We start from the raw sequence: 20721 nt of genomic DNA, 5'->3' as shown, positions 1-20721 counted from the left end.
CATTCTACCGGGGGACATCGACCCGCGTGCAGGAGCCGTAGGCAAAGTTCAGTTCGGTCCACCGCTCCGGCGGCAGCCCCTGCCAATGCGCCAGCAGGGTGCGGATCACCCCGGCATGGGTAACGATCACCGCTTCGGGGACGTCAAGCGACGCCACGAAATCCAGCGCCCGCCGCTGCAGTTGGCGCGGCGACTCGCCCCCCGGTGGCGCATAGCCGGCGATATCGGCCGCCCAGGCATCCAACTCGACGCGCGGAATATCGTTCCAGCGCCGCGCTTCCCAGGCGCCGAAATTCATCTCGGCTAGGCGGTTGTCGATGACGGGTTGAGGATGCAAGAGCTCGGCCAAGTCGCGACAACGCCGTAAGGGGCTGCTCCATAGCGGCAACCCGGCAGGCAGCTCAGCCAACAGCATGGCGGCCGCCGAAGCAGTGTCTTCCGCCGGGCAATCGTGCCGGCCGTAGCAGATGCCGGCTTCGATCAAGGGCTTGGGGTGGCGGATCAGATGGAGGCGCACTACAGCTCTATATTGCGAGGAGCCCTGCTTCCACAAGTTCTGCCTCAATTTCTACTATCGACTCCGCAATTGAGTCTTTAAACTGAATTCTGCTCACGCCATCAAGATCAGAGTGAATTTTTGTTCCTTCTTTAAACAAAATACAAACGCGCTCACGCCCTAAACGTCCATAAAACCAGCCAAGTTCAAAAATCACATTTGGCCTCGCTTGGCTATAGCCACTTTCGTCTTTTTGGATTTGGTCATCGGGAGTTATCAAGACAAAGGCAAACGACGCTCTTTGAGCCTCCCCCTCAAATTTTTCAATTATTGTTCGCCCCTTCCCTGGCTGACCCGACAGAACAATGGGCTCCAGCCCCCATCTATCTCTTAGCAATTCTTTGGTTCGCAGCAAGTTCAGTTCGTCGTGTCCATGTACGATGAATACCGCATTGCTACTTCTCTGCTGCTGAGGCTCTTCGATGGCAGCAAGCCCCTTCACAGGCATCGGCCTCTCCAACACTTCGTCAGGATGGTTCTTCAGTTCATCCAATAATGCATCCAAGAAACCAAGGTACATTTTGGCTTCGTCAACAGCATTTCCAACCGGGTCCCCCATCCTGAACGAGCCCTTCCGCTTATTTTTCAGTTTTTCGCCTTCCAATTGATTTACTTGTAGCGAAATCTTGTTGGATGCCCGTTCCTTCCACCTACGAATTCTTTCGAATCCCGACTGGTAATCGCCTGTATTTCTTGTCTCGTTTGCAATTTTTATTAGCTGCTGAGAAAGATCAGTAACTAGTGCAATAGCTTCGTCTTGTTTGATCACAACATCACCTTTGAAGATTGATCACGCGTCCGCAGCTTCACACATTTGCAGTTCAGTAATGCAGGCACAAATAATTCTGGATTTGAAACTTCCGATGCGCGACCGTTTTCGATAAGTAGCACGCAATGTTAACCGCATGATCAAATGTGGAGCTGTTAAGCAGTTGGCCTTTATGGAGTGCGATCAAAGTAACTAGCGAAACAAAGATCCGTCCGCCACCAATAAAATTATGCCAAATTTATTACCACACCCAGGTAAAACCCAATCTCCGCCACCTGCTGCACTGCCCCCAGACAATCCCCGGTATAGCCCCCCAGCCAACGTCGGAATTTCCCGGCCAGCCACAGCGTCGCCATGGCAGCCAACGCCACCCCGACCAGCGCTTTCCACCATGGCAACAACACCAGCGGGGCTGCGGCGAAACATAGCGCTACCAGCAGATTGCCGCCTGACATACGCGTCGCCAGCGGCCTAGCCTTGCTTGAAGCATCCTCGCGGACGTAATCCATGCTCGCCAGCAGCGTAGTGGCACAGAAGCGGGAAACGGCGTGGCCGGCAAGCAAGGCCCAGGGCACCAGTGCTGGGGCGAGCGACGACAGCAGCACGAACTTGCCGAGCAGCGCCAGCACCATGGCGATGACGCCGTAGCTGCCGACGCGGGAGTCTTTCATGATGTCGAGGATGCGCTGTTTGTCCCAGCCACCGCCGAGGCCGTCGGCGGTATCCGACAGGCCGTCCTCGTGGAAGCCGCCGGTAGCGTAGAGAGTCGCCGCCATCGACAGCAGCACGGCCACTGGTTGCGGCCAGACATGCAGGGCCAGCCAGTAGACCAGCGCGCCGATGCCGCCGACCACCAGGCCGACGGCCGGGAAATAGCGCGCCGAATGGTTCAGCGCGTCGGCCGAATGGCCGACCCAGCCGGGGACTGGCAGCCGCGTAAAGAAGCGGATGGCGCCGAAGAAATATTCGAGTTCGCGACGGATCATTTTGAAAATTCCGGATTTCCGCCTCCCGCAGGAGCCCTAACGGGAGGCGGAAACGCGGGACTATTCCTTGTCCGACACGCCGGCCGACTCGAAACTGGCCATTTCGTTAAGGAAATTCACCGCCGCCTGGACCAGCGGGTAGGCCAGCGCGGCACCGGTGCCTTCACCGAGGCGCAGGCCGAGGTCGAGCAGCGGTTCGGCGCCCATGGCGAGCAGTTGCGTGCGGTGGCCGGCTTCGGCCGAGCGGTGGCAGAAGACGCAGTAGTCGAGCAGGGCCGGGGCCAGGCAGGAGGCGACCAGGGCGGCGGAACCGACGATGAAACCGTCGATGAGCAGCACCATCTTCGCTTCGGCAGCAGCCAGCATGGCGCCGACCATGGTGGCGATCTCGAAGCCGCCGAATTCGGCCAGCACGGTGAACGGATCGTTGTCGCCGCCGCCATTGCGGTAGCGGACCAGCGCCGTTTCGAGCAGATCCTGCTTGCGGGCAAGACCGGCGTCGTCCAGCCCGGTGCCGCGCCCGACGCATTCGGCCAGCGGCAGGCCGGTCAGGCAGTGGGTGAGCAGCGAGGCGGACGCCGTGTTGCCGATGCCCATTTCGCCGAAGCCGACGACATTGCAGCCAGCGGCGGCCAGCCCACGGACGATGCCGGCGCCCTGCTCGATGGCCTGGGCGCACTGGGCGGCGGTCATCGCCGGCTGCTCGATGTAGTTGGCGGTGCCGGGAGCGATCTTTAGGTCGATCAGCCCGTCGCGCTGGCCACCAAAATCGTGCGCCACGCCGGCATCGACCACCGACAGGCCGAAGCCGTTCTGGCGAGCGAAGACGTTGATCGCCGCGCCGCCGGCCAGGAAATTTTCGACCATCTGCCAGGTCACGTCCTGCGGGTAGGCCGACACGCCTGCCTTGGCAGCACCGTGGTCGCCGGCGAAGACCAGCATTTGCGGATTGTTCAGGCTGGGGGTCAGCGTCTGCTGGATCAGGCCGATCTTGCGCGCGGTCTTTTCGAGCAGGCCGAGCGCGCCGAGCGGTTTGGTCTTGCGGTCGATCTTGTGCTGCAGGGCAGTTTCGATGTCCCGGTTGGGGACCTTAATTTCAAACGAATGCATCCGATTCTCCAAAAGCAAAAGGGCTTCGCGGCGACGTTTTTCCGAACGCTGCCGCGAAGCCCTGTCCACAGGCTTCAATTTTCAAGAAACGCCAACAACATGGAGCGAAGCGGTCCTGGCCAGGCGTGCCGCCGAAGACAGTACAAGGCGTACGGCAAGGCGGCACAACGACGCCAGGATCATTTTGTTGGCGCTTTCTGTTTCGACACGTCTTCTGGCTTTCGGATCGTCCATACCGCTGCGCCTTCCCGCCGGGTCTGTTTCCCCATGGCAGTGACATCTTGCAGCGGCCGTCCCCGATTACAGCGGCGGGCCCGCCCCGGAATTGAGTTCAACTCGCACCGGGTTCCGTATTGTCGAAGCGGCGATTATACCGGTTGCCGCCATGGCGGCCTTCACCCAAAATGCCGGCCATGAAAGAACTGATCCTCGGCGGCGCCCGTTCGGGCAAAAGCCAGCTTGCCGAACAACACGCCCAAGAATCTGGCCTCAAGGTCATCTACGTCGCCACCGCCCAGGCGCTGGACAGCGAGATGGCCCGCCGTGTCGCCCATCATCGCGAACGGCGGCCGGCCGCATGGGGCTGCGTCGAGGAAACCCTGCACCTGCCGCAGCGCCTGCGCGAACTGGCGGCGCCGGACACCTGCCTGCTGGTCGATTGCCTGACCCTGTGGCTGTCCAACCTGCTCTTCGCCGGCCAGGCCGCCACCCAGGCCGACGCCGGGGCTTCCATCGACTGCCCGCTGTTCCGCGAACAGACCGCGGCCCTGATCGAAGCCCTGCCGCAATTGCCGGGCCGCATCATCCTGGTTTCCAACGAAGTGGGCTGGGGCATCGTGCCCATGCACCCGGTATCGCGCCTGTTCACCGATGAGCAGGGCCGTCTGAACCAGCGCGTCGCCGCCGTTTGCGAGCGGGTGACGCTGGTCGCCGCCGGACTACCGCTCATCCTGAAAGCGCCCCCCACTTCCGCCTGAAGCCTCAAACAGCGGTATCCTTCCCGCCAAGACACATCAGATGTCATTGGAGGGACACCTAAATGCACACCTTGCTGGATGTTCTGGCTTCCGGCGTCCACGACGCCAAGAACCAACTGTTCGTCGCCGAGTCGCTGATCGCCGCCGCCGAGGCCAAGCACGGCATCGAGCTGGGCGAAGCCCGCTATGCCATCGAAACGGCAGGCCACCGCCTGTCGCGCACCCTGGCTGCCTACAGCGTGCTGCGCGACAGTGCCACGCCGGCGGTCACCCCGGTCATCGTCGGCGACCTGTGCGACGAGGCGCTACTCGATCAAAAAAAACACCTGGCCCGGACCGGTATCGCCCTGACCGCCACCTGCACCGTTGTCGACGAATGGCTGCTCGACCGCGACCTGGTCACCGACATGCTCAACAACGCCATCCAGAACGCCGGCCGCCATGCCCGGGGCAAGGTGCATCTCGATGCCCGCCTCGACGAGGGCTGGCTGCTGATCAGCGTCGAAGACGACGGAGAAGGTTTCGCCACCCTGCCCCCCAGCTTCGGCACCGGACTGATGGTCGCCCAGCGCCTGGCCGCACTGCATTCTCGCCGGGGACGGCAAGGCCAGCTCACCCTGAACAACGGCGCCGGCCTCGGTGGCGCTCGTTTCGAATTGCGGCTGCCGTAATGAGCGACTACTCCAAAAAGCGCTTCCTGGTCATCGACGACCAGCCGATGGCACGCGAAGCACTGCGCACCGTCGCCCAGACCATAGGCGCCTTCGCCGTCGAATTCGCCTCCAATTACCAGGACGCCATCTACCGCATCCGCAACAACACGCCGGACATCATCCTGTGCGACTACGTCCTCGGCGATGGCCGGTCCGGCCAGCAACTGCTCGAGGAACTGCGCCGTTTCAACCTGTTGGCCGACGAAATGATCTTCATGATGGTCACCGGCGAACAATCCTACGAACAGGTCGTGTCGGCCGTCGAACTGGTCCCCGACGACTACATCATCAAGCCCTTCTCGCCGGACAAGCTGCTCCTGCGGCTGGACCGCATCATGGCCAAGAAGGAGTTCTTCCGGGAGTATTACCAGGAGAAGCGCAGGCAGGAGTTCGCCAACGCCCTGGCCATCCTCGAACAGCACCGCGCCAGCGAAGCCGGCCGCCCCTACCGTTTCGAGATTTGTCGCCAGCAGGCCGAGGTGATGCTGATCAGCGGCGACGCCGAAGGGGCCGAGGCGGCCTATCGCGACATCCTCGAAAACTACGAATTCCCCTGGGCCCGGGCCGGCGTTGCCCGCTCCCTGCATCGCCAGAACCGCCTCGATGAGGCGCGCGAGGAAATCGACCGCGTCGTTGCCAGCACTCCTACCTTCTTCGAAGCCTCCGACCTCAAGGCCAATATCTGCATGGCGCAGGGCGAGCATGGCGAAGCGCAACAGATACTCGACGAAGTCGCCAAGAAGACGCCGCGCAATTACCTGCGCAAGCGGCAACTGGCCGAAGCGGCAACGTTGAATGGCGACACCGAAACAGCCCGGGCGGTGATGAGCGACATCGTCGCCAACGACACCATGCCCGGCGCGGTGACCCCCGAGGACCGCCTGGCCCTGGCGCGCAGCCAGATCGACGCCAGGGACCTGATCTCGGCCGAGAAAACGCTGATCGGCCTCAAGGAATCGGACGTGCAGAATCTGGCTCTGGACGAGCAAGCCAGCTACGCCGCCCTGCTGGCGGTCAGTTCGCCGGGGCGCGGCAAGCCGCGCTTTGTCGGCTTGCGGCCGGCCCTGATGTCGGCCCACCTGGGCGCCAACAGCCGCCTCGACATCCTGCGCAGTGCCCTGTCCCTCGGCGACCACGAACTTGCCGACACCCAGGCCAAGGCCTTGCTCGTCGGTGAGGAAGCCAAAAAAAGCTTCGGCGCGATGCGCAAGCACTACGCCCTGCACGGCCGGGAGCAGGATTTCCGCAATATCCAGAAACAGGTTGCGCTCAAGCGTATCCATCACGACGAAACACCCCGGGCGGACGCCTAGACCGCCCCCGCATACAGCGGAGCACGCCGCTCCGGCGGGTCGATAGCAGCCCAGGCCGGGATCGCTCGCGCCGCGAACGGCGCGGGCGACGATCCCCGTCCTCTCTGGTTTCTCAGGGTTTCCAGCACGGCCGGCACATCCGATCGGGCAACCGGGCGCCGCCGCCACCTCCTACAAAATGTCGTTGTCAAATTCCTACAACATACTAGGATGATCCAATGAGTTGACCGCACACGGTCACCGGGATACCCAACGAGGAGACATGACATGAGCGCAGTCATCAAGGGCCATCTCATCTGCGACGACAAGGCAGCCCCGCTCGGCGACTGCCGGGTCGAAGCGCCTTACCGCGTCAAGGATCGTCTCATGAAGCCCAGCCTGGAGAAGCTGGACGAGCAACCCGTCGCCCCCGCTCGCCCCGGCCAGCTTTCGGCGCGCACCGATGCCAAGGGCCATTTCGTGATCCCGCTCCCCCTCAAGGTGAACTTCGCCGAGAGCAGCCTGAACTTCTCGGTCTTCAGCCCGTCCGGCGCGCTGATCGGGCAGGCCGATTTTCCCATCGAAGCGCTGGCCAAGGAGATCGCCATTCGCGTCAAGAGCGGACGGCTGGCCGCCGTCGGCCCGGAGAATACAAGCCCCATCGAGCCGACCGAGCGGCGCGTGCGCGGCCGGGTCGTGGATCGCGCCGGAAAGGGGATGGTGAGCGCCATCCAGGTCATCCTCGTCGGCGTAGTCGACGACGCCAGGCAGAGCGAAATCCCGCAACTCGTCACCCGCGCCGATGCGACGGGCACCTTCGGCGGCATGGTCCCCATCCGCACCTTCGCCTCGGCCTACGCCCTGGTCGATGGCCTGGGCCAACACATCCCGCTGGTGCTGGAGAACGGCCACATTCCCGCCGACATGATCCTGCTCATCGACCTGCCGGCCGAGGCCACCCGGGAAGGCGGCGACTGCGGATGCGGCGGCCAGGAAACGCCGCGCACCCCGACGCAAGGCGACATCGAGAATTCGCCGGGCACCTACTCGACCGACCTGGGCACCGGCGGCTGCGTCAATTTCAACGTGCCCAACCGGGCCATCGAGGAATTCAGCTTCTACACCGTGGTCCGCACCACCGAACCGGGCATCGTCGGCTTCAGCCAGGACGACGGTTTCGCCCGGCCGGCCGCCGGCTCAAGCGCCCTGCTGGCGTCGCTGGAAGCGGATGTGGCCGCTACAGCAGCCGCCGTGGCCGCCGCTATGGCCGACGCCGCGCGTATCGCTTCTAACGCCGGCCAGGGCGGCACCGAGTGGCAACTGCGGCGGGATGTGATCATGACGCTGGAGACCCAGCGCGGTTATATCGAAAACCTGATCGAGGAAAACATCGGCAAGCCGGAAGCCAACGTCAAGGCCAATCTGGCCGCCGAAATCATCAAGCTGGGCAATACCAGCCCGGTGGCGCAAGCCATTGTCGACATGCTGTCCGGGCCGGTTTCAGGCACCAAGGCGATCACCAATGTCTGGCAGAACAGGACGAATGCCCAAACCCTGTACACCGACTGCTGGAATCTCGCCCGCTCCCTGCTCACCCTGGCCAGCCGTTCCGGCGACGACAATGCAGCCGCCATCGCGGCGGCCAACGCCCGCGTCACCGCGGCCCGCAATGCCGCTGCGGCAGCCGCCGCCGCACTGGCCGCCCGCCGCGAGGAACTGGCCCGCGAGCAAGCCCTGCAGGCCGCCCGCGACGCCCAGAAAACCGGCGGCCGCGCCCGGCTGTCGGCCAGCAACCCCGTCGATTGGGACGAAACCCCGCATTTCTACCAGGCCGCCGAAATCGCCCATGGCCACCTGCTGCACTTCAAGCAGGTCTGGTACTCCGACGGCTATTCGCTCGGCGACCTGCTCTACAGCGTGCCGCTGGCGCCGGGCCAGAAGCGCCTGATCTCGATCATCGACTGGGAACGGCGCGAGGAAGCCTCGCAGGACGAAAACACCCGCGTTAGCGAGGACCTGTCGACCTCGCTCGGCCGCGACCGGGATCTTAGCGAGGTGGTCAAGGGCGCCATCACCGAATCGTCGCGCGGCGGCTCGCGCAGCACCACGGCCGGGGTGGGCGTCGGCACCGGTGCGGCCGGCAACGGCTCCTATCAGGGCTTCAATTTCGGCGCGCTGCTCGGTATTTCCGGCGGCTACGGCGAAGCCAACAGCAGCGCATGGCAGGACTCGGCCCGCAATGCCAGCGCCGATTCGCTGCAGCGCCTGCGCGACCGCACCATGCAGTCCGCCTCGGCGGTGCGCAGCCAGCGGGCGACCGTGGTGCGGGCCGTCCGCCAGGGCGAGGCGGTGCGCGCCACCACCGAGGTCATCGCCAACCACAACCATTGCCACGCGATGACCGTGCAGTATTTCGAAGTCCTGCGCCACCTCAAGCTGACGCAGGAACTGGTCAATGTGCAGGAATGCCTGTTCGTGCCGCTGCCGATGACCACCTTCGACCTGGCCAAGACGCTGCGCTGGCGCAACGAATTGGCGACCTACCTGAAGCGCACGACCTTGAATCCGGCCTTCGATGCCGCCCGCCGCGTGCAGACCAACTGGTCGGACGTCGATTACCCGAACCAGCAATACGCCGACGAGCGCATCGATTCGATTTCCGGCGAATTCCTGCTCACCGTCATCGTGCCGCCGCCGCCCTTCCCGGAACGCCCGCGGCCGCGCCCGGAAGACACGCTGGAACAGACCGCCAAGGCGGTCAATGAAGCGACCAACCCGACCACCGGCGTGCTCGGCATCCTGCTCGCCGTCGCCACTGGCGGCGCGTCGCTGGTCACCGGCCTGGCCACCAATGCGGCGATCAACGCTACGAGCGCGGCCAGCAAGGGCGCCCGTGCCCTGGCCGAGGACTATTACGCCGAACTCGACCCGCAGCGCCGCTACGACCGCTTCAATCAGGAAGTGGTGCCCGGTGTGGTCGAATCCTTCGTCAATCTGCTCAGCCTGGAGATCAAGGTCCGCGGGCAATCTCCGGTGCGCATCGACGGCGCCGACTTCACGCTGGTCTCCTCCTACCAGCCGGGCATTCCGCTGGCCGTCGCGCTGCGCGCCAATCTGGACGGCCGCTTCAAGCGTTCCGACATCGAACAGATCGTCCTCAAATCCACCGTTCCCCTGCCCCCCTCCTTCCGGGCCATCGTCAATTCGGCGCGCCTGAGCTACCGCACCCCGCGCTTCGAACACCGGCTGGTCGATGATCCGCGGGTCAACGACGATCTCGAATCGCCGGTCGCCACCGCGGTGTTCACCAACGTCTTCGACCTGCGCATCGAAGCAGTCAATGTCGGCCAGCAGCGCGGCGTCACGCTGTATGCGCCGCTCGACCAGTGGGAGCAGCTCAATCCGCGCAACGAGGACCGCCGGCTGACCGCCGAACTGGTCGCCCACCTGAACGACAATTTCGAGTACTACCACCATGCCATCTGGTGGACGATGGACCCCAACCGGCGCTACATGCTGCTCGACGGCTACTACGCCCCGAACAGCGACAACCGCAGCGTCGCCTCGGTGGTCGAGAACCGCCTGATCGGCATTGTCGGCAATTCGCTGATCCTGCCGGTCGCTTCCGGTGTCCGTCTTGATCCGCGCTTCCGGCCGAACAAGGATGGCAACTGGATCGACCTGCTCGGCTTCTACCAGCCGCCCATTCCGCTCCCCGCCACCCGCATCAGCCTGCCGACCAAGGGCGTCTTTGCCGAGGCCGTGATGGGCAACTGCAACTCCTGCGAGGAAATCGACGAATCGCGCTTCTGGCGCTGGGAACAATCGCCCATCGACGAACCGCCCGCTATCAACGCCCTGTCCACCGACAGCCGGCGCTCGGACACCGGCTCGCTGCAGGCCAAGGACATGCCGGCGCCGCTGGTCGCCATCCAGACCACCCCGACCGCCCCCGATGCCGGCGGCGTCAAGGTGGTGCTCGATGCGCTGGGCAAGAGCGTGTTCACCGACATCACCGGCCTTGAAGGCACGCAGAAGAACGCGGCGGCGGCCTACCAGCAGGCCCTCGACTCCGCCTACAAGTTCGGCAAGGAGGCTTCGACACTGGCCCAGCAGGCGGCCATGCTCAATTCGCTGGACAAGAGCATGAGCGCCATCGACAAGGCGGAAGCCGGCGGCAAGATTGACGCTGACAAGGCCAAGCAGTTGCGGACGACGGCGCTGGAGCAGATCGTCGGGACCAAGGCGGAGGATGCCAAAGCCCCGGCCAACGTGAAGAAACGCCTCGATGTCATTTCCGATGCCATCAAGAGCGACGCCATCACTTCCACCGACGGCCGCGCCCACAGCAATGCCGTGCTCAAGAACCTGGCCGGTGAAAGCCCGGCCAGCGAGAGCGATACCGCCATCAGCAACGCCATCAAGAAGGCCTCGCCGGAAAACGCCTCGCTGCTCAAGGCGCAGACACCGGATGGCGCCTCCATCGAACTGGTGCAGGCCAAGGGCGGCCAGAAGGCGCCGTCCATCATCTACGGCAGCCCGGCCAATAACCTGGTCGACGGGATCGACGCATCGGTCGGCGACATCGGCTGGGAAACGGTGGCCGAGTCCGGCATCCGCTTCGCCTTCATCCGCGCCGCCTTTGGGGCGAACAAGGTGGCCAAGGGCAATCAGTTCCGGGCCTGGTTCATGGACAACTGGCGCAGCATGCGCGACACCGGCTTGATTCGCGGCGCCTACCAGTTCTTCCGCCCGTCGGAAGATGCCGGCGAGCAGGCCGAGGAATTCATGAACCTGGTCGGCCCGTTGCGTCCCGGCGACCTGCCGCCGGTGCTCGACCTGGAAATCGACCCCTACGATCCGACTTACATCGCCGACCATACCAAGATCATCGGGCCGCATACGATGGCTTCGTACCTGACCGCCGTCGAGGTCTGGCTGAACCTGATCGAGCAGCACTACAAGGTCAGGCCGATTATCTACACCAGCAAAAAGTTCTGGGCTGACGCCACGAACGACGACGCCCGTTTCATCGACTATCCGCTGTGGGTCTGTTCCGTCAATCTCGACAAGAGCCGCCCGACCGCGCCCAATTTCCCGGCGCCGTGGGGCGACTGGGACTTCTGGCAATACGCCATCGACGTACCGAGCAACGATGACCTGGTTCCCGGGGTGAAGGGCACGACGGATCTGAACCTGTTCAACGGCGACGATCTGGCGCTGGCGCGATTCGCCCGTTTCACCGTCATCGGCCCGGACAGCAAGACGATAGACGGCGGAACCGCCTAGGCCCGGTCCTCGCTCAGACGGGGCAGTCGGGCCAGGCGGCGCGCAGCTTGGCCCAATCGAGGGCCGCCTCGACCGAATCGGCGAGGCGGTCGAGATCGGCCTCGCGCCGGGCGGCGAAGTCGACCTGTGCGCTTTCCGTCATCCCGGCCCAGGCCAGCAGGGCGGTGAGCGCGTCCGGATGGTCGAACAGGCCGTGGCAATAGGTGCCGAACACCTGGCCGTCGGCTGAAATGGCGCCATCCGCCCGGCCGTCGGCCAGTTCGACCGCCGCCGCGGCGAGACCGTCGCCGCGCGTCACGCCGAGGTGGATTTCGTAACCGGTCATGGCCGGCCGCCCGGGCAATGCCAAGTGACCGCTGACATTGCGCAGCTGCTTCTCGGTTTCGAGGGTGGTCTCGACAGCGAGCGCCGCCAGGCCGGGCGTGCTGCCCGGCTGGCCCTCAAGGCCGAGCGGATCGTGGATCATGTTGCCCAGCATCTGGTAGCCGCCGCACAGGCCGATCACCTTGCCGCCATAGCGCAGGTGTTTGCGGATCGCCTGCTCCCAGCCCTGGCTGCGCAGCCAGTCGATGTCGGCACGCACCGCCTTGGAACCGGGCAGCACGATCAGGTCAGCGGCCGGCGGCGTCTCGCCCGGCCCGATCCAGCGGAAATCGACTTCCGGATGCAGGCGCAGCGGGTCGAGATCATTGTGATTGGAGGTGCGCGGATAGGCGGGGGCGACGACCTTCAGCTTCGCCTCGCGCTTGTCGCCGATGGCCGCCGTGGCGATGGCATCCTCGGCGTCGAGCATCAGGCCGTGCAGGTAGGGCAGGACGCCGAGGACCGGCTTGCCGGTACGTTCTTCCAGCCAGGTCAGGCCGGATTCGAGCAGGCCGATGTCGCCGCGGAAACGGTTGATGACGAAGCCGACCACCCGCTTCTGTTCGGAGGGCGACAGCAGGTCCAGCGTGCCGACCAGATGGGCGAAGACGCCCCCCCGGTCGATGTCGGCGACGATGATGACCGGGCAGTCGACCGCTTCGGCGAAGCCCATGTTGGCGATATCGCGGGCGCGCAGGTTGATCTCGGCCGGCGACCCGGCGCCCTCGACCAGCACGCAGTCGTAGGCCGCGGTCAGCCGCGCCCACGAGTCGAGCACCGCCCCCATCGCCCGCGGCTTGTACTCGTGATACGCCTTGGCATCGAGATCGACCGCCACCTTGCCATGGATGACCACCTGCGCCTTCTTGTCGGTCGTCGGCTTGAGCAGCACCGGATTGAAATCGGTATGCGGCTCGACGCCGCAGGCCAGTGCCTGCAAGGCCTGCGCCCGGCCGATCTCGCCGCCATCGACGGTGACCGCCGAATTGAGGGCCATGTTCTGCGGCTTGAACGGCGCCACGCGCACGCCGCGGCGCTTCAGGATGCGACACAGTGCGGCGACCAGGGTCGATTTTCCGGCGTCGGAGGTGGTCCCCTGGACCATCAGGGCGTGACAGGACATGGTTGGGCGGCAGAAGGAAAAACGCGAATTATCCCGGATAACGGCCATTTCCGAATGCTGTGTAGCGTCCAACCGAAACAGCCCCCCTTTCCCGAGCATTATCTGTAATGAATTGAAACAGCTGTTCGATTTCCCCACAGTTTTGCTCAACACTTAGGCGCCAAATCCGGCTTTTATGCATTGCACGTTATTTGCTACGGGTCCCGATTCAATATCAATAAGATACGGAGACAACATGATGGCAGATGACTGGTTGCATAAAGCACTCGACATCAAGGCGCCGTGGCAGATCAGCCACGTCGTCGAAGATGCCGGCTCGCGTCGCGTCGACCTCTGGGTTTCGCTCCCGCAGCCGCGCTCGGGCTGGTTCTTCAGCCAGCGGCCGAGCGCGCCGGACCCCAAGCACCCGGCCTGGCGCCACCTCAACGTCGGCGGCTTCAGTTGCTACGTCCATGCCAATCCCGTCGAAACCGGACGCCATCAGGAACTGCCCTGGCTCGGCGACACCAACCAGCCGTTCACGCGGGCGCTGGCCAAGCAGGTCGGCGCCTACTTCAAGGCCGGACTGAACATGCAGGCCATCTGTCCGCTGCTCGACATTTCCGCCGCCGACCTGTGGAAATTCAAGCACGACCTCGACCAGGGCCATGCCTACCTGACCCCCATGCCGACACCGGGCGCCGGCACCAGCACCGTCCCGGCCGCCGACCACCCGGTCTGGCAGGCGCTGCTCGACGGCTCCAACCATCTCGACATCCGCGTTCTCAGCCTCAAGCTGCTGCTCACCAAGCTGCGCGACCAGGTCCAGCGCATCTCCGACAGCGAGGTCCGGCTGATGAAGGCCCACGAACTGCAGCGCTACTTCGTTCGCCATGCTCACCTGCTCGAGCACGAACTGGCGCAACTCAACGAAATCTGACGGAGACCCCATGACCCGACAAAACGGCCTGTTTTCCATCGCCGAAGCCGCCGAGCTGATCACTGCCGGCCATTTCATGACCGTGGCCGGCGACGAAACGGCGCTCCGCCAACTGCCGCCCGGACACTGGCTGGGCGGCACCATCCCCTATTTCATGTCGGCGGCCGGCGGCGTCACCGCCCGCGACCAGGTCTATGTGCACCTGATCGACTGCTTCGCCACCCCGCCCCGCCTGTCGCTGCGCAGCGCCGACCAATTGCCCGACCTGTGCCGCAACGCGCCGGAAAACGGCTACAGCCTGATCATCATCCCGGCCTTCGGGGAGTGCCACCGCAGCTTTGCCGAGAACGCCCCGAACTACGAGGACATGTACATGAAACCGCTGGCCGGCTGGATCGCCGGCGTCCATCTCGACGAACTGGGCAGCCGCAAGCCGCTGGTCGTGCTCGGCGAAAACGGCGAATTCGCCGAAGACAAGGTGGCGGTGATCGACGTCGAACTGCCGGCCGGGCGTTATGCGCAGGTCGATATCGTCAATCCCTTCCGTCCCGGCCAGCTGCCCGCCATCCGCTTCGCCGACGCCGGCTTTGCCGCCGGCGCCTGTGAAATCGACGGCCAGCCGGGCAATCTGGCCGAGTTCCTGGTCGCCAACCGGGTCGATACCCGCCTGCCGCTGGTCGCCGACTACTGCGGCGCCCTGGTCAATGTCAGCATCCGCAGCATCGACCGCGAACGCGGCACGGTGGAGTTCTACGCGCCGGTCTTCCCCGGCCTCGACTACCGCATCGCCGAACCGCTCGCCGATTACGTCAGCGCCTTCCAGAACGCCCTGCCACCGCCCACCACGCAGCCGGATTTCGCCTGCAACTGCGTGCTCAACTACCTGTACGCCGAACTGCACGGCAAGCAGGCCGGCCACATCGGTGGGCCGATGACCTTCGGCGAAATCGGCTATCAGCTGCTCAACCAGACCATGGCCTGTCTGAGCGTCAGCCCCTAAGCGGCTTTCCCGCGGTTCGCACGGACCGCGGAGCGGCCTGCCGCCACGACGGCGCTTGCCTCGCCAAGCGCCGTCGCTTAGCATCGCCCCCTCAATGTCTTTCGGTGCCGCTATGCCTGTGGCGGAGAATCGGGAAGGCGGTGCAATTCCGCCACGTGCCCAACGCTGTGAGGAGGACGTTCGCTGCACATTGCCACTGGCCCCGGCCGGGAAGGCGCAGCAACGGTTGAATCCGAGTCAGAAGACCGGCCGGAAGACGAAACAGGGCTGTTTGGACAGGCAGCCATCGTTTTTCCACAAGGGGAATTTATGGAAAACCAGATCGACCACGCCTTTTCGGATGCCGAACGCGCCGCCGTCTACCGCACCATCTTCAACCGCCGCGACGTGCGCGGCCAGTTCCTCCCCGACCCGGTGCCCGACGAAGTGCTCGCCCGCGTCATGCTGGCCGCCCACCATGCGCCGTCGGTCGGCTTCATGCAGCCGTGGAACTTCCTGGTCGTCCGCTCGCCCGAGGTCAAGCAGCGGGTGCGCGACGTGTTCGCCAAAGCCCACGCCGAGGCCGCATTGATGTTCCCGGAAGGCAAGCGGGAAACCTACAGCCAGCTCAAGCTCGAAGGCATCGTCGAGTCGCCGATCAACCTGTGCATCACCTGCGACCGCGAACGTACCGGTCCGGTGGTCGTCGGCCGTACCCACATCAAGACGATGGACCTCTACTCCAGCGTCTGCGCCGTGCAGAACCTGTGGCTGGCGGCCCGCGCCGAAGGCCTGGGCGTCGGCTGGGTGAGCATCTTCAACCAGCCCGAACTGCAGGCAGCGCTCGGCATGCCGGCCGACATCGTGCCTATCGCCTATCTGTGCATCGGCTACGTCAGCCATTTCCACGAAAAACCCGAACTGGAGAAAGCCGGCTGGTTGCCCCGCCTGCCCATCGCCGACCTGCTCTACTACGACCAGTGGGGCCAGGCCGACGCCGAGCAGAAGGAATCGCTGACCGGCGCACTCGCCACCATGCAGGACGACATCCAGCAACGGGGCATCTTCCCGAAATGATGCCGGAGGGCGCGCTCGCCATGCCGGCTGCCACCCTGGCCGCCGTGCTGCTCGACCGCCTGCTCGGCGAGCCGCGCCGTTTCCATCCGCTGGTCGGCTTCGGCCGCCTGGCCGCCGCCGTCGAACAACGCCTGAACCAGCGCCGGCTGCCGGCCGGCCTGTTCGCCTGGGCCCTGGTCGTGCTGCCCTTCGTGGCCCTGGCTTTCTATCTGCGCTCTTTTGCGCCCTTCGTCGTCGACGTCGTGCTGCTCTACTTCGCCCTCGGTGCGCAGAGCCTGTACGAGCACGCCGAGGCCATCGCCCAACCCTTGCAGGAAGGGCGCCTCGACGAAGCCCGGCAACGCGTCGGGTGGATCGTTTCGCGCGACACCTCGGCCCTCGATGAATCCGGCGTCGCCAAGGCCGGCATGGAATCGGTGCTCGAAAACGGCAACGACGCCATTTTCGGCACCCTGTTCTGGTTCGCCCTGCTCGGCGGCCCCGGCGCCCTGCTCTTCCGGCTGGCCAATACGCTGGACGCCATGTGGGGTTACCGCACTGAACGCTACAACCTGTTCGGCCGCCCGGCCGCCCGCGTCGACGATGCGCTGAACTGGCTGCCCGCCCGCCTCACCGCCCTGACCTACGCCCTGCTCGGCCACACCCGCCAGGCGCTGACCTGCTGGCGCACCCAGGCGCCCGGCTGGGAAAGCCCGAACGCCGGCCCGGTCATGGCCTCCGGTGCCGGCAGCCTGGGCGTGCAGCTCGGCGGCGCCGCGATCTACCATGGCGAGGAAGAGATACGCCCCCCGCTCGGCACCGGCCCTGCCCCGGCTGCCGCCGATCTCGGCCGTGCCATCCGCCTGATCCGGCGCAGCCTGTGGCTGTGGCTGGCCGCTTTTTTCGTGATTGGATTCCTGCATGCTTGAACATGGCGGCCGGCTGCGCGAAGCCGCAGCGCACTACGACATTCCGCTGCTCGACTGGCTCGACCTGTCCACCGGCATCAACCCCGAAGCCTGGCCGGTACCGGCCTTGCCTGCCGCCGCCTGGCAGCGCCTGCCGGAACACGGTGACGGACTGGAGGCCGCTGCCGCCGGCTATTACGGCAACGCCAACCTGCTGCCGGTGGCCGGCTCGCAGGCCGCCATTCAGTGGCTGCCTGCGCTGCTGCCCAAGGCCGTCGTCGCCTGCATCGCCCCCCTCTACGCCGAACATCCGCAGGCCTGGCAACATGCCGGCCACAAGCTTCGCTTCCTGCAGAACGCCACCCTGCCGCGTGCCCTGACCGCGGCGACGCCCTACGTGCTGCTGTGCAATCCGAACAATCCAACCGCCGACCGCCACCCGCACGACGTGGTCGTCGATGCCGCCCAGCAGTTGAAGAAGCGCGGCGGCTGGTTGATTGTCGACGAGGCTTTCGTCGATGCCACGCCGGAGCTGAGCCTGACGCCGCTGGCCGGCACTGACGAGGCGCCGAACCTGATCGTCTTCCGCTCGCTCGGCAAATTCTTTGGTCTGGCCGGCGCCCGGGTCGGCTTCGTCTTCGCGGCGCCCGACCTGCTCAACCGGATGAGCGAGGCGATGGGACCGTGGACCATCAGCGGCCCGGCCCGCGAAGTCGCCCGTCAGGCGCTACTCGATACCACTTGGCAAGCGGCAACCCGGCCCCGCCTGCAGGCCGCCGGGCAACGCCTGCACGCCTTACTCGCCCCGCTCGGCGAAGTCAAATCGACCGCCCTGTTCGCCACCCTGACCTCGCCGCACGCCGCCGAACTGCACGACTACCTGGCGCGCCGCGCCATCCTGACCCGGCGCTTCGACCAGCAAGCCCTGCTCCGCTTCGGCCTGCCCGGCGACGAAGCCTGCTGGCTGCGCCTGACCGGCGCCCTGAACGAATGGAAACCCGCATGAAGATTCGCCAGCTCACGGCCCTCGCTGCTGCCCTCGCGGTCGCCGGCTTCGCCCACGCCGACCTCGTCGTCAAGGACGACACCGGCCAGGAAGTCCGCCTCAAGGGTCCGGCTCAGCGCATCGTCGCCCTCGCCCCGCATATTGCCGAAAGCGTCTATGCCGCCGGCGCCGGCGACAAGCTGGTCGGCACGGTCGATTACAGCGACTATCCGCCGGCGGCGAAAAAGCTGCCCCGCGTCGGCGGCTATTCGCGCGTCGATCTCGAAGCCGTCGCCGCCCTCCGGCCCGACCTCGTGCTGGCCTGGGAAAGCGGCAACAACATGCCGCAGATCAACAAGCTGAAGGGGCTCGGCCTGACCGTCTACGTGTCACAGCCGAACAAGATGGAAAACGTCGCCGACCAGCTCGAACGCCTCGGCGAGCTGGCCGGCACCGAAGCCGTCGCCAAACCGGCGGCCGAGCGTTTCCGCCAGAAACTGGAAAGCCTGCGCAAGGCCAATGCCGCCAAGCCCAAGGTGCGCGTCTTCTACCAGATCTGGAAAACGCCGCTGATGACTGTCGGCGGTCCGCAGATCATTAGCGACGCCATCAAGCTGTGCGGAGGCGACAACGTCTTCGGCCACCTCGGCAAGATGGCGCCGACGGTCAGCGTCGAAGCCGTGCTCGAAGCCGACCCCGAAGCCATCGTCGCCACCGGCATGGGCGATTCGAAACCGGAATGGCTGCACGACTGGGATAAATGGACCAAGCTGACCGCCGTCAAGCGCGACAACCTGTTCCACATCAACCCCGACATCATGCAGCGGCACACGCCGCGCATCCTCGACGGCGCCGAGAAACTTTGCGCCCACCTCGATGTCGCAAGAAGCCATCGTCCCGCCAAGTAAAAAGCCATGCCCCGTCTGCCCCAGCGCATCGTCTGCCTGACCACCGAAACCGTCGAAGTCCTCTATGCCCTCGGCGAACAGGAGCGCATCGTCGGCATTTCCGGCTATACCGTCCGGCCGCCCGAGGCGCGTAAGGAAAAACCCAAGGTCTTCGCCTTCACCAGCGGTGATATCGAGAAGATTCTTGCTACGCAGCCGGATCTGGTTCTCACTTTTTCCGACCTGCAAAGCGATATCTCGCGCGACCTGATCAAGGCCGGCGTGCCCGTCTATGCCTTCAATACGCGCAGCGTCGAGGACATACTGGGCATGATCGAGACCGTCGGCCGCCTGGTCGGCGCCGAAGCCAGAGCGCAGGCCATCGTCGCCGGACTGGAAGCCGAAATCGCCAGGACCCGCGCCATCGCCGCCGAACGCCTGGCCCGCACCGGCAGGAAGCCGCGCGTCTATTTCGAGGAATGGGACGAGCCGCTGATCAGCAGCATCCGCTGGGCTTCGGAACTGATCGAAATGGCCGGCGGCGAAGACGTCTTCGCCGAGCGCGCCCGCTCGCCGTTGGCCAAGGATCGCCGACCGACCGCCGAGGAGGTCATTGCCACCGCCCCGGACATTATCATCGGCTCGTGGTGCGGCAAGCATTTCCGTCCCGAGCGCGTCGCCGCCCGGCCGGGCTGGGCAAATGTCCCCGCCGTGCGCCACGGCCGGCTGCACGAAATCAAGTCGGCCGTCATCCTGACCCCCGGCCCGGTGGCGATCAGCGAAGGCCTGCCGGCATTGCTCGACATTTTTGATCTGTGAAAAAGCCGGGCCGGCGGCAAAGCCTATAATCGGCGGCCTCTCCTGAGGAAATTGACCATGAAGATGATCGTCCCGCTGTTTGCCCTGGCCCTCGCCACCCTGACTACCCCGGGCGTCGCCGCCGACGAGGGTAGCGCCGCCGTCGCCGAACTCGGCCAGCTGAACGGCATCGCCCTCGCCTGCAAGCAGCCCGCCCTGGTCAGCCGCGCCCGCAATGCGGTGGTCACCACCGCCCCGAAGACGCGCGACATCGGCGAGGTCTTCGAGAACGCCACCAACGCCGCCTATCTCGAACAGGGCAAGAGCCAGGCCACCTGCCCCGACGGCGCGACCCTGGCCAACCGCATGGCGGCGACCGAAAAACGCCTGCAGGCCGCTTTCCCCAAGCCATGATCCGCCTCGGTGCCGTCCTCCTCGCCCTGCTCCTGGGGGGGCCGGCCATCGCCCAATCCACGCCCACCCAGGAATTGCTGCGCGGCAAGAACGCCGCCATCAACCCGCGCTACCTGCTGCAGGACCCGAACGGCCGGGCGCTGACCAACGAGGACTTTCGCGGCCGCTTCCAGCTGATCGCCTTCGGCTACACCTATTGCCCGGACGTCTGCCCGACCACCCTGGTCGAGATGGCCGAAATCCTGAAAACCCTGGGCGACCGGGCGGCGCAGGTCCAGGCCATTTTCATCACGGTCGACCCGGAGCGCGACACGGCGGCGGTCCTCAAGACCTACACCGAATTCTTCGACCCCCGCATTCTCGGCCTGACCGGTTCGCCGGCCCTGGTGCGGCGAACCGCCGACAATTTCAAAATCCGCTATGCCAAGGTCCGGGAACCGGACAACCCGCCCGATCGTTACGCCGTTGATCACTCTGCCGGCATGATCCTGCTCGGAGCACACGGCGAGTTCCTGAAGAAATTCGCCTTTGCCACGCCAGCCGCGGAAATTGCGGCGCATATCGACACACTGTTAAATAGTCGCTGATCGGCTGCAA

General features: G+C 65.0%; 18 protein-coding genes and 2 riboswitches. Of the genes, 13 read left to right on the top strand and 5 right to left on the bottom strand.

Annotation, left to right across the window (positions count from 1 at the left end; all coding sequences use genetic code 11):
• Window positions 1-4: 4 nt before the first annotated feature.
• The 4 genes from cobC to cobT all read right to left on the bottom strand — a co-directional run bounded on the left by cobC (window position 5) and on the right by cobT (window position 3421).
• Window positions 5-517, bottom strand: a complete 513-nt coding sequence (cobC, locus tag LZ012_RS03070; RefSeq protein ID WP_275707434.1) for an alpha-ribazole phosphatase family protein — start codon at window positions 515-517, stop codon at window positions 5-7.
• 7 nt (window positions 518-524) lie between these two features.
• Window positions 525-1325, bottom strand: coding sequence for a nucleotide-binding protein (locus tag LZ012_RS03065; protein WP_275707432.1), 801 nt, complete (start codon window positions 1323-1325; stop codon window positions 525-527).
• A 227-nt stretch (window positions 1326-1552) separates the two neighbouring features.
• Window positions 1553-2311, bottom strand: coding sequence for an adenosylcobinamide-GDP ribazoletransferase (locus tag LZ012_RS03060; RefSeq protein ID WP_275707430.1), 759 nt, complete (start codon window positions 2309-2311; stop codon window positions 1553-1555).
• A 60-nt stretch (window positions 2312-2371) separates the two neighbouring features.
• The gene (cobT, locus tag LZ012_RS03055) at window positions 2372-3421 is read right to left on the bottom strand and encodes a nicotinate-nucleotide--dimethylbenzimidazole phosphoribosyltransferase (RefSeq protein ID WP_275707428.1); all 1050 of its coding nucleotides are present in this window, start codon (window positions 3419-3421) and stop codon (window positions 2372-2374) included.
• A 187-nt stretch (window positions 3422-3608) separates the two neighbouring features.
• A riboswitch (cobalamin riboswitch) is annotated at window positions 3609-3839 on the bottom strand.
• Here cobT and cobU point away from each other — a divergent pair.
• From cobU to LZ012_RS03035, 4 genes are all read left to right on the top strand, one after another.
• The gene (cobU, locus tag LZ012_RS03050) at window positions 3826-4398 is read left to right on the top strand and encodes a bifunctional adenosylcobinamide kinase/adenosylcobinamide-phosphate guanylyltransferase (protein WP_275707426.1); all 573 of its coding nucleotides are present in this window, start codon (window positions 3826-3828) and stop codon (window positions 4396-4398) included. It overlaps the preceding riboswitch by 14 nt.
• A gap of 62 nt (window positions 4399-4460) precedes the next feature.
• Window positions 4461-5069 carry a sensor histidine kinase gene (locus LZ012_RS03045; RefSeq protein WP_275707424.1) on the top strand — a complete coding sequence of 203 codons (609 nt, stop codon included), beginning with the start codon at window positions 4461-4463 and terminating at the stop codon, window positions 5067-5069.
• A complete protein-coding gene (locus LZ012_RS03040) occupies window positions 5069-6424 on the top strand; it encodes a tetratricopeptide repeat-containing response regulator (RefSeq protein ID WP_275707421.1) in 1356 nt (451 codons plus the stop codon). The genes LZ012_RS03045 and LZ012_RS03040 overlap by 1 nt, the downstream gene beginning before the upstream one ends.
• Before the next feature lie 267 nt (window positions 6425-6691).
• Window positions 6692-11692, top strand: coding sequence for a glycoside hydrolase family 25 protein (locus tag LZ012_RS03035; protein ID WP_275707419.1), 5001 nt, complete (start codon window positions 6692-6694; stop codon window positions 11690-11692).
• A 13-nt stretch (window positions 11693-11705) separates the two neighbouring features.
• Here the strand turns inward: LZ012_RS03035 and LZ012_RS03030 are convergent, their stop codons facing one another.
• Window positions 11706-13178 carry a cobyric acid synthase gene (locus LZ012_RS03030; protein ID WP_275707417.1) on the bottom strand — a complete coding sequence of 491 codons (1473 nt, stop codon included), beginning with the start codon at window positions 13176-13178 and terminating at the stop codon, window positions 11706-11708.
• A 235-nt stretch (window positions 13179-13413) separates the two neighbouring features.
• Here LZ012_RS03030 and LZ012_RS03025 point away from each other — a divergent pair, with 235 nt between their 5' ends.
• The 9 genes from LZ012_RS03025 to LZ012_RS02985 all read left to right on the top strand — a co-directional run bounded on the left by LZ012_RS03025 (window position 13414) and on the right by LZ012_RS02985 (window position 20711).
• On the top strand, window positions 13414-14097 hold the full coding sequence (locus LZ012_RS03025; RefSeq protein ID WP_275707415.1) for a hypothetical protein: 684 nt from the start codon (window positions 13414-13416) through the stop codon (window positions 14095-14097).
• Window positions 14098-14107: 10 nt separating this feature from the next.
• Window positions 14108-15097, top strand: coding sequence for a DUF6976 family protein (locus LZ012_RS03020; protein ID WP_275707413.1), 990 nt, complete (start codon window positions 14108-14110; stop codon window positions 15095-15097).
• 85 nt (window positions 15098-15182) lie between these two features.
• A riboswitch (cobalamin riboswitch) is annotated at window positions 15183-15365 on the top strand.
• Window positions 15366-15406: 41 nt separating this feature from the next.
• Window positions 15407-16153: a 5,6-dimethylbenzimidazole synthase gene (gene bluB / locus LZ012_RS03015; protein WP_275707411.1), complete on the top strand. Its 747-nt coding sequence runs from the start codon at window positions 15407-15409 to the stop codon at window positions 16151-16153.
• Window positions 16154-16173: 20 nt separating this feature from the next.
• On the top strand, window positions 16174-17061 hold the full coding sequence (gene cbiB / locus LZ012_RS03010) for an adenosylcobinamide-phosphate synthase CbiB (RefSeq protein WP_338033136.1): 888 nt from the start codon (window positions 16174-16176) through the stop codon (window positions 17059-17061).
• Entirely contained in the window at window positions 17054-18046 is a 993-nt protein-coding gene (gene cobD, locus LZ012_RS03005; RefSeq protein ID WP_275707409.1) for a threonine-phosphate decarboxylase CobD, read from the top strand. Before cbiB ends, cobD begins: the two co-directional genes overlap by 8 nt.
• Entirely contained in the window at window positions 18043-18933 is an 891-nt protein-coding gene (locus LZ012_RS03000) for a cobalamin-binding protein (protein ID WP_275707407.1), read from the top strand. The genes cobD and LZ012_RS03000 overlap by 4 nt, the downstream gene beginning before the upstream one ends.
• A 6-nt stretch (window positions 18934-18939) precedes the next feature.
• Window positions 18940-19731, top strand: coding sequence for a cobalamin-binding protein (locus LZ012_RS02995; RefSeq protein ID WP_275707405.1), 792 nt, complete (start codon window positions 18940-18942; stop codon window positions 19729-19731).
• A 57-nt stretch (window positions 19732-19788) separates the two neighbouring features.
• Window positions 19789-20124 (top strand): hypothetical protein, encoded by a 336-nt coding sequence (locus LZ012_RS02990; protein ID WP_275707403.1) that lies wholly within the window; start codon window positions 19789-19791, stop codon window positions 20122-20124.
• The gene (locus LZ012_RS02985) at window positions 20121-20711 is read left to right on the top strand and encodes an SCO family protein (protein ID WP_275707401.1); all 591 of its coding nucleotides are present in this window, start codon (window positions 20121-20123) and stop codon (window positions 20709-20711) included. The genes LZ012_RS02990 and LZ012_RS02985 overlap by 4 nt, the downstream gene beginning before the upstream one ends.
• Window positions 20712-20721: the final 10 nt, after the last annotated feature.

This window comes from Dechloromonas hankyongensis, from assembly GCF_022012295.1.
GTDB lineage: Bacteria > Pseudomonadota > Gammaproteobacteria > Burkholderiales > Rhodocyclaceae > Azonexus > Azonexus hankyongensis.
The sequence above is the reverse complement of the archived record's forward strand: the minus strand, read 5'-3'. Positions and strand labels throughout refer to the sequence as shown.

Coding starts and splice junctions, on each gene's coding strand:
- LZ012_RS03060 (WP_275707430.1), bottom strand. CDS start 2,311: ATGATCCGTCGCGAACTCGAATATTTCTTCGGCGCCATCCGCTTCTTT.
- cobT (WP_275707428.1), bottom strand. CDS start 3,421: ATGCATTCGTTTGAAATTAAGGTCCCCAACCGGGACATCGAAACTGCC.
- cobU (WP_275707426.1), top strand. CDS start 3,826: ATGCCGGCCATGAAAGAACTGATCCTCGGCGGCGCCCGTTCGGGCAAA.
- LZ012_RS03045 (WP_275707424.1), top strand. CDS start 4,461: ATGCACACCTTGCTGGATGTTCTGGCTTCCGGCGTCCACGACGCCAAG.
- LZ012_RS03040 (WP_275707421.1), top strand. CDS start 5,069: ATGAGCGACTACTCCAAAAAGCGCTTCCTGGTCATCGACGACCAGCCG.
- LZ012_RS03035 (WP_275707419.1), top strand. CDS start 6,692: ATGAGCGCAGTCATCAAGGGCCATCTCATCTGCGACGACAAGGCAGCC.
- LZ012_RS03030 (WP_275707417.1), bottom strand. CDS start 13,178: ATGTCCTGTCACGCCCTGATGGTCCAGGGGACCACCTCCGACGCCGGA.
- LZ012_RS03025 (WP_275707415.1), top strand. CDS start 13,414: ATGATGGCAGATGACTGGTTGCATAAAGCACTCGACATCAAGGCGCCG.
- LZ012_RS03020 (WP_275707413.1), top strand. CDS start 14,108: ATGACCCGACAAAACGGCCTGTTTTCCATCGCCGAAGCCGCCGAGCTG.
- bluB (WP_275707411.1), top strand. CDS start 15,407: ATGGAAAACCAGATCGACCACGCCTTTTCGGATGCCGAACGCGCCGCC.
- cbiB (WP_338033136.1), top strand. CDS start 16,174: ATGCCGGCTGCCACCCTGGCCGCCGTGCTGCTCGACCGCCTGCTCGGC.
- cobD (WP_275707409.1), top strand. CDS start 17,054: ATGCTTGAACATGGCGGCCGGCTGCGCGAAGCCGCAGCGCACTACGAC.
- LZ012_RS03000 (WP_275707407.1), top strand. CDS start 18,043: ATGAAGATTCGCCAGCTCACGGCCCTCGCTGCTGCCCTCGCGGTCGCC.
- LZ012_RS02995 (WP_275707405.1), top strand. CDS start 18,940: ATGCCCCGTCTGCCCCAGCGCATCGTCTGCCTGACCACCGAAACCGTC.
- LZ012_RS02990 (WP_275707403.1), top strand. CDS start 19,789: ATGAAGATGATCGTCCCGCTGTTTGCCCTGGCCCTCGCCACCCTGACT.
- LZ012_RS02985 (WP_275707401.1), top strand. CDS start 20,121: ATGATCCGCCTCGGTGCCGTCCTCCTCGCCCTGCTCCTGGGGGGGCCG.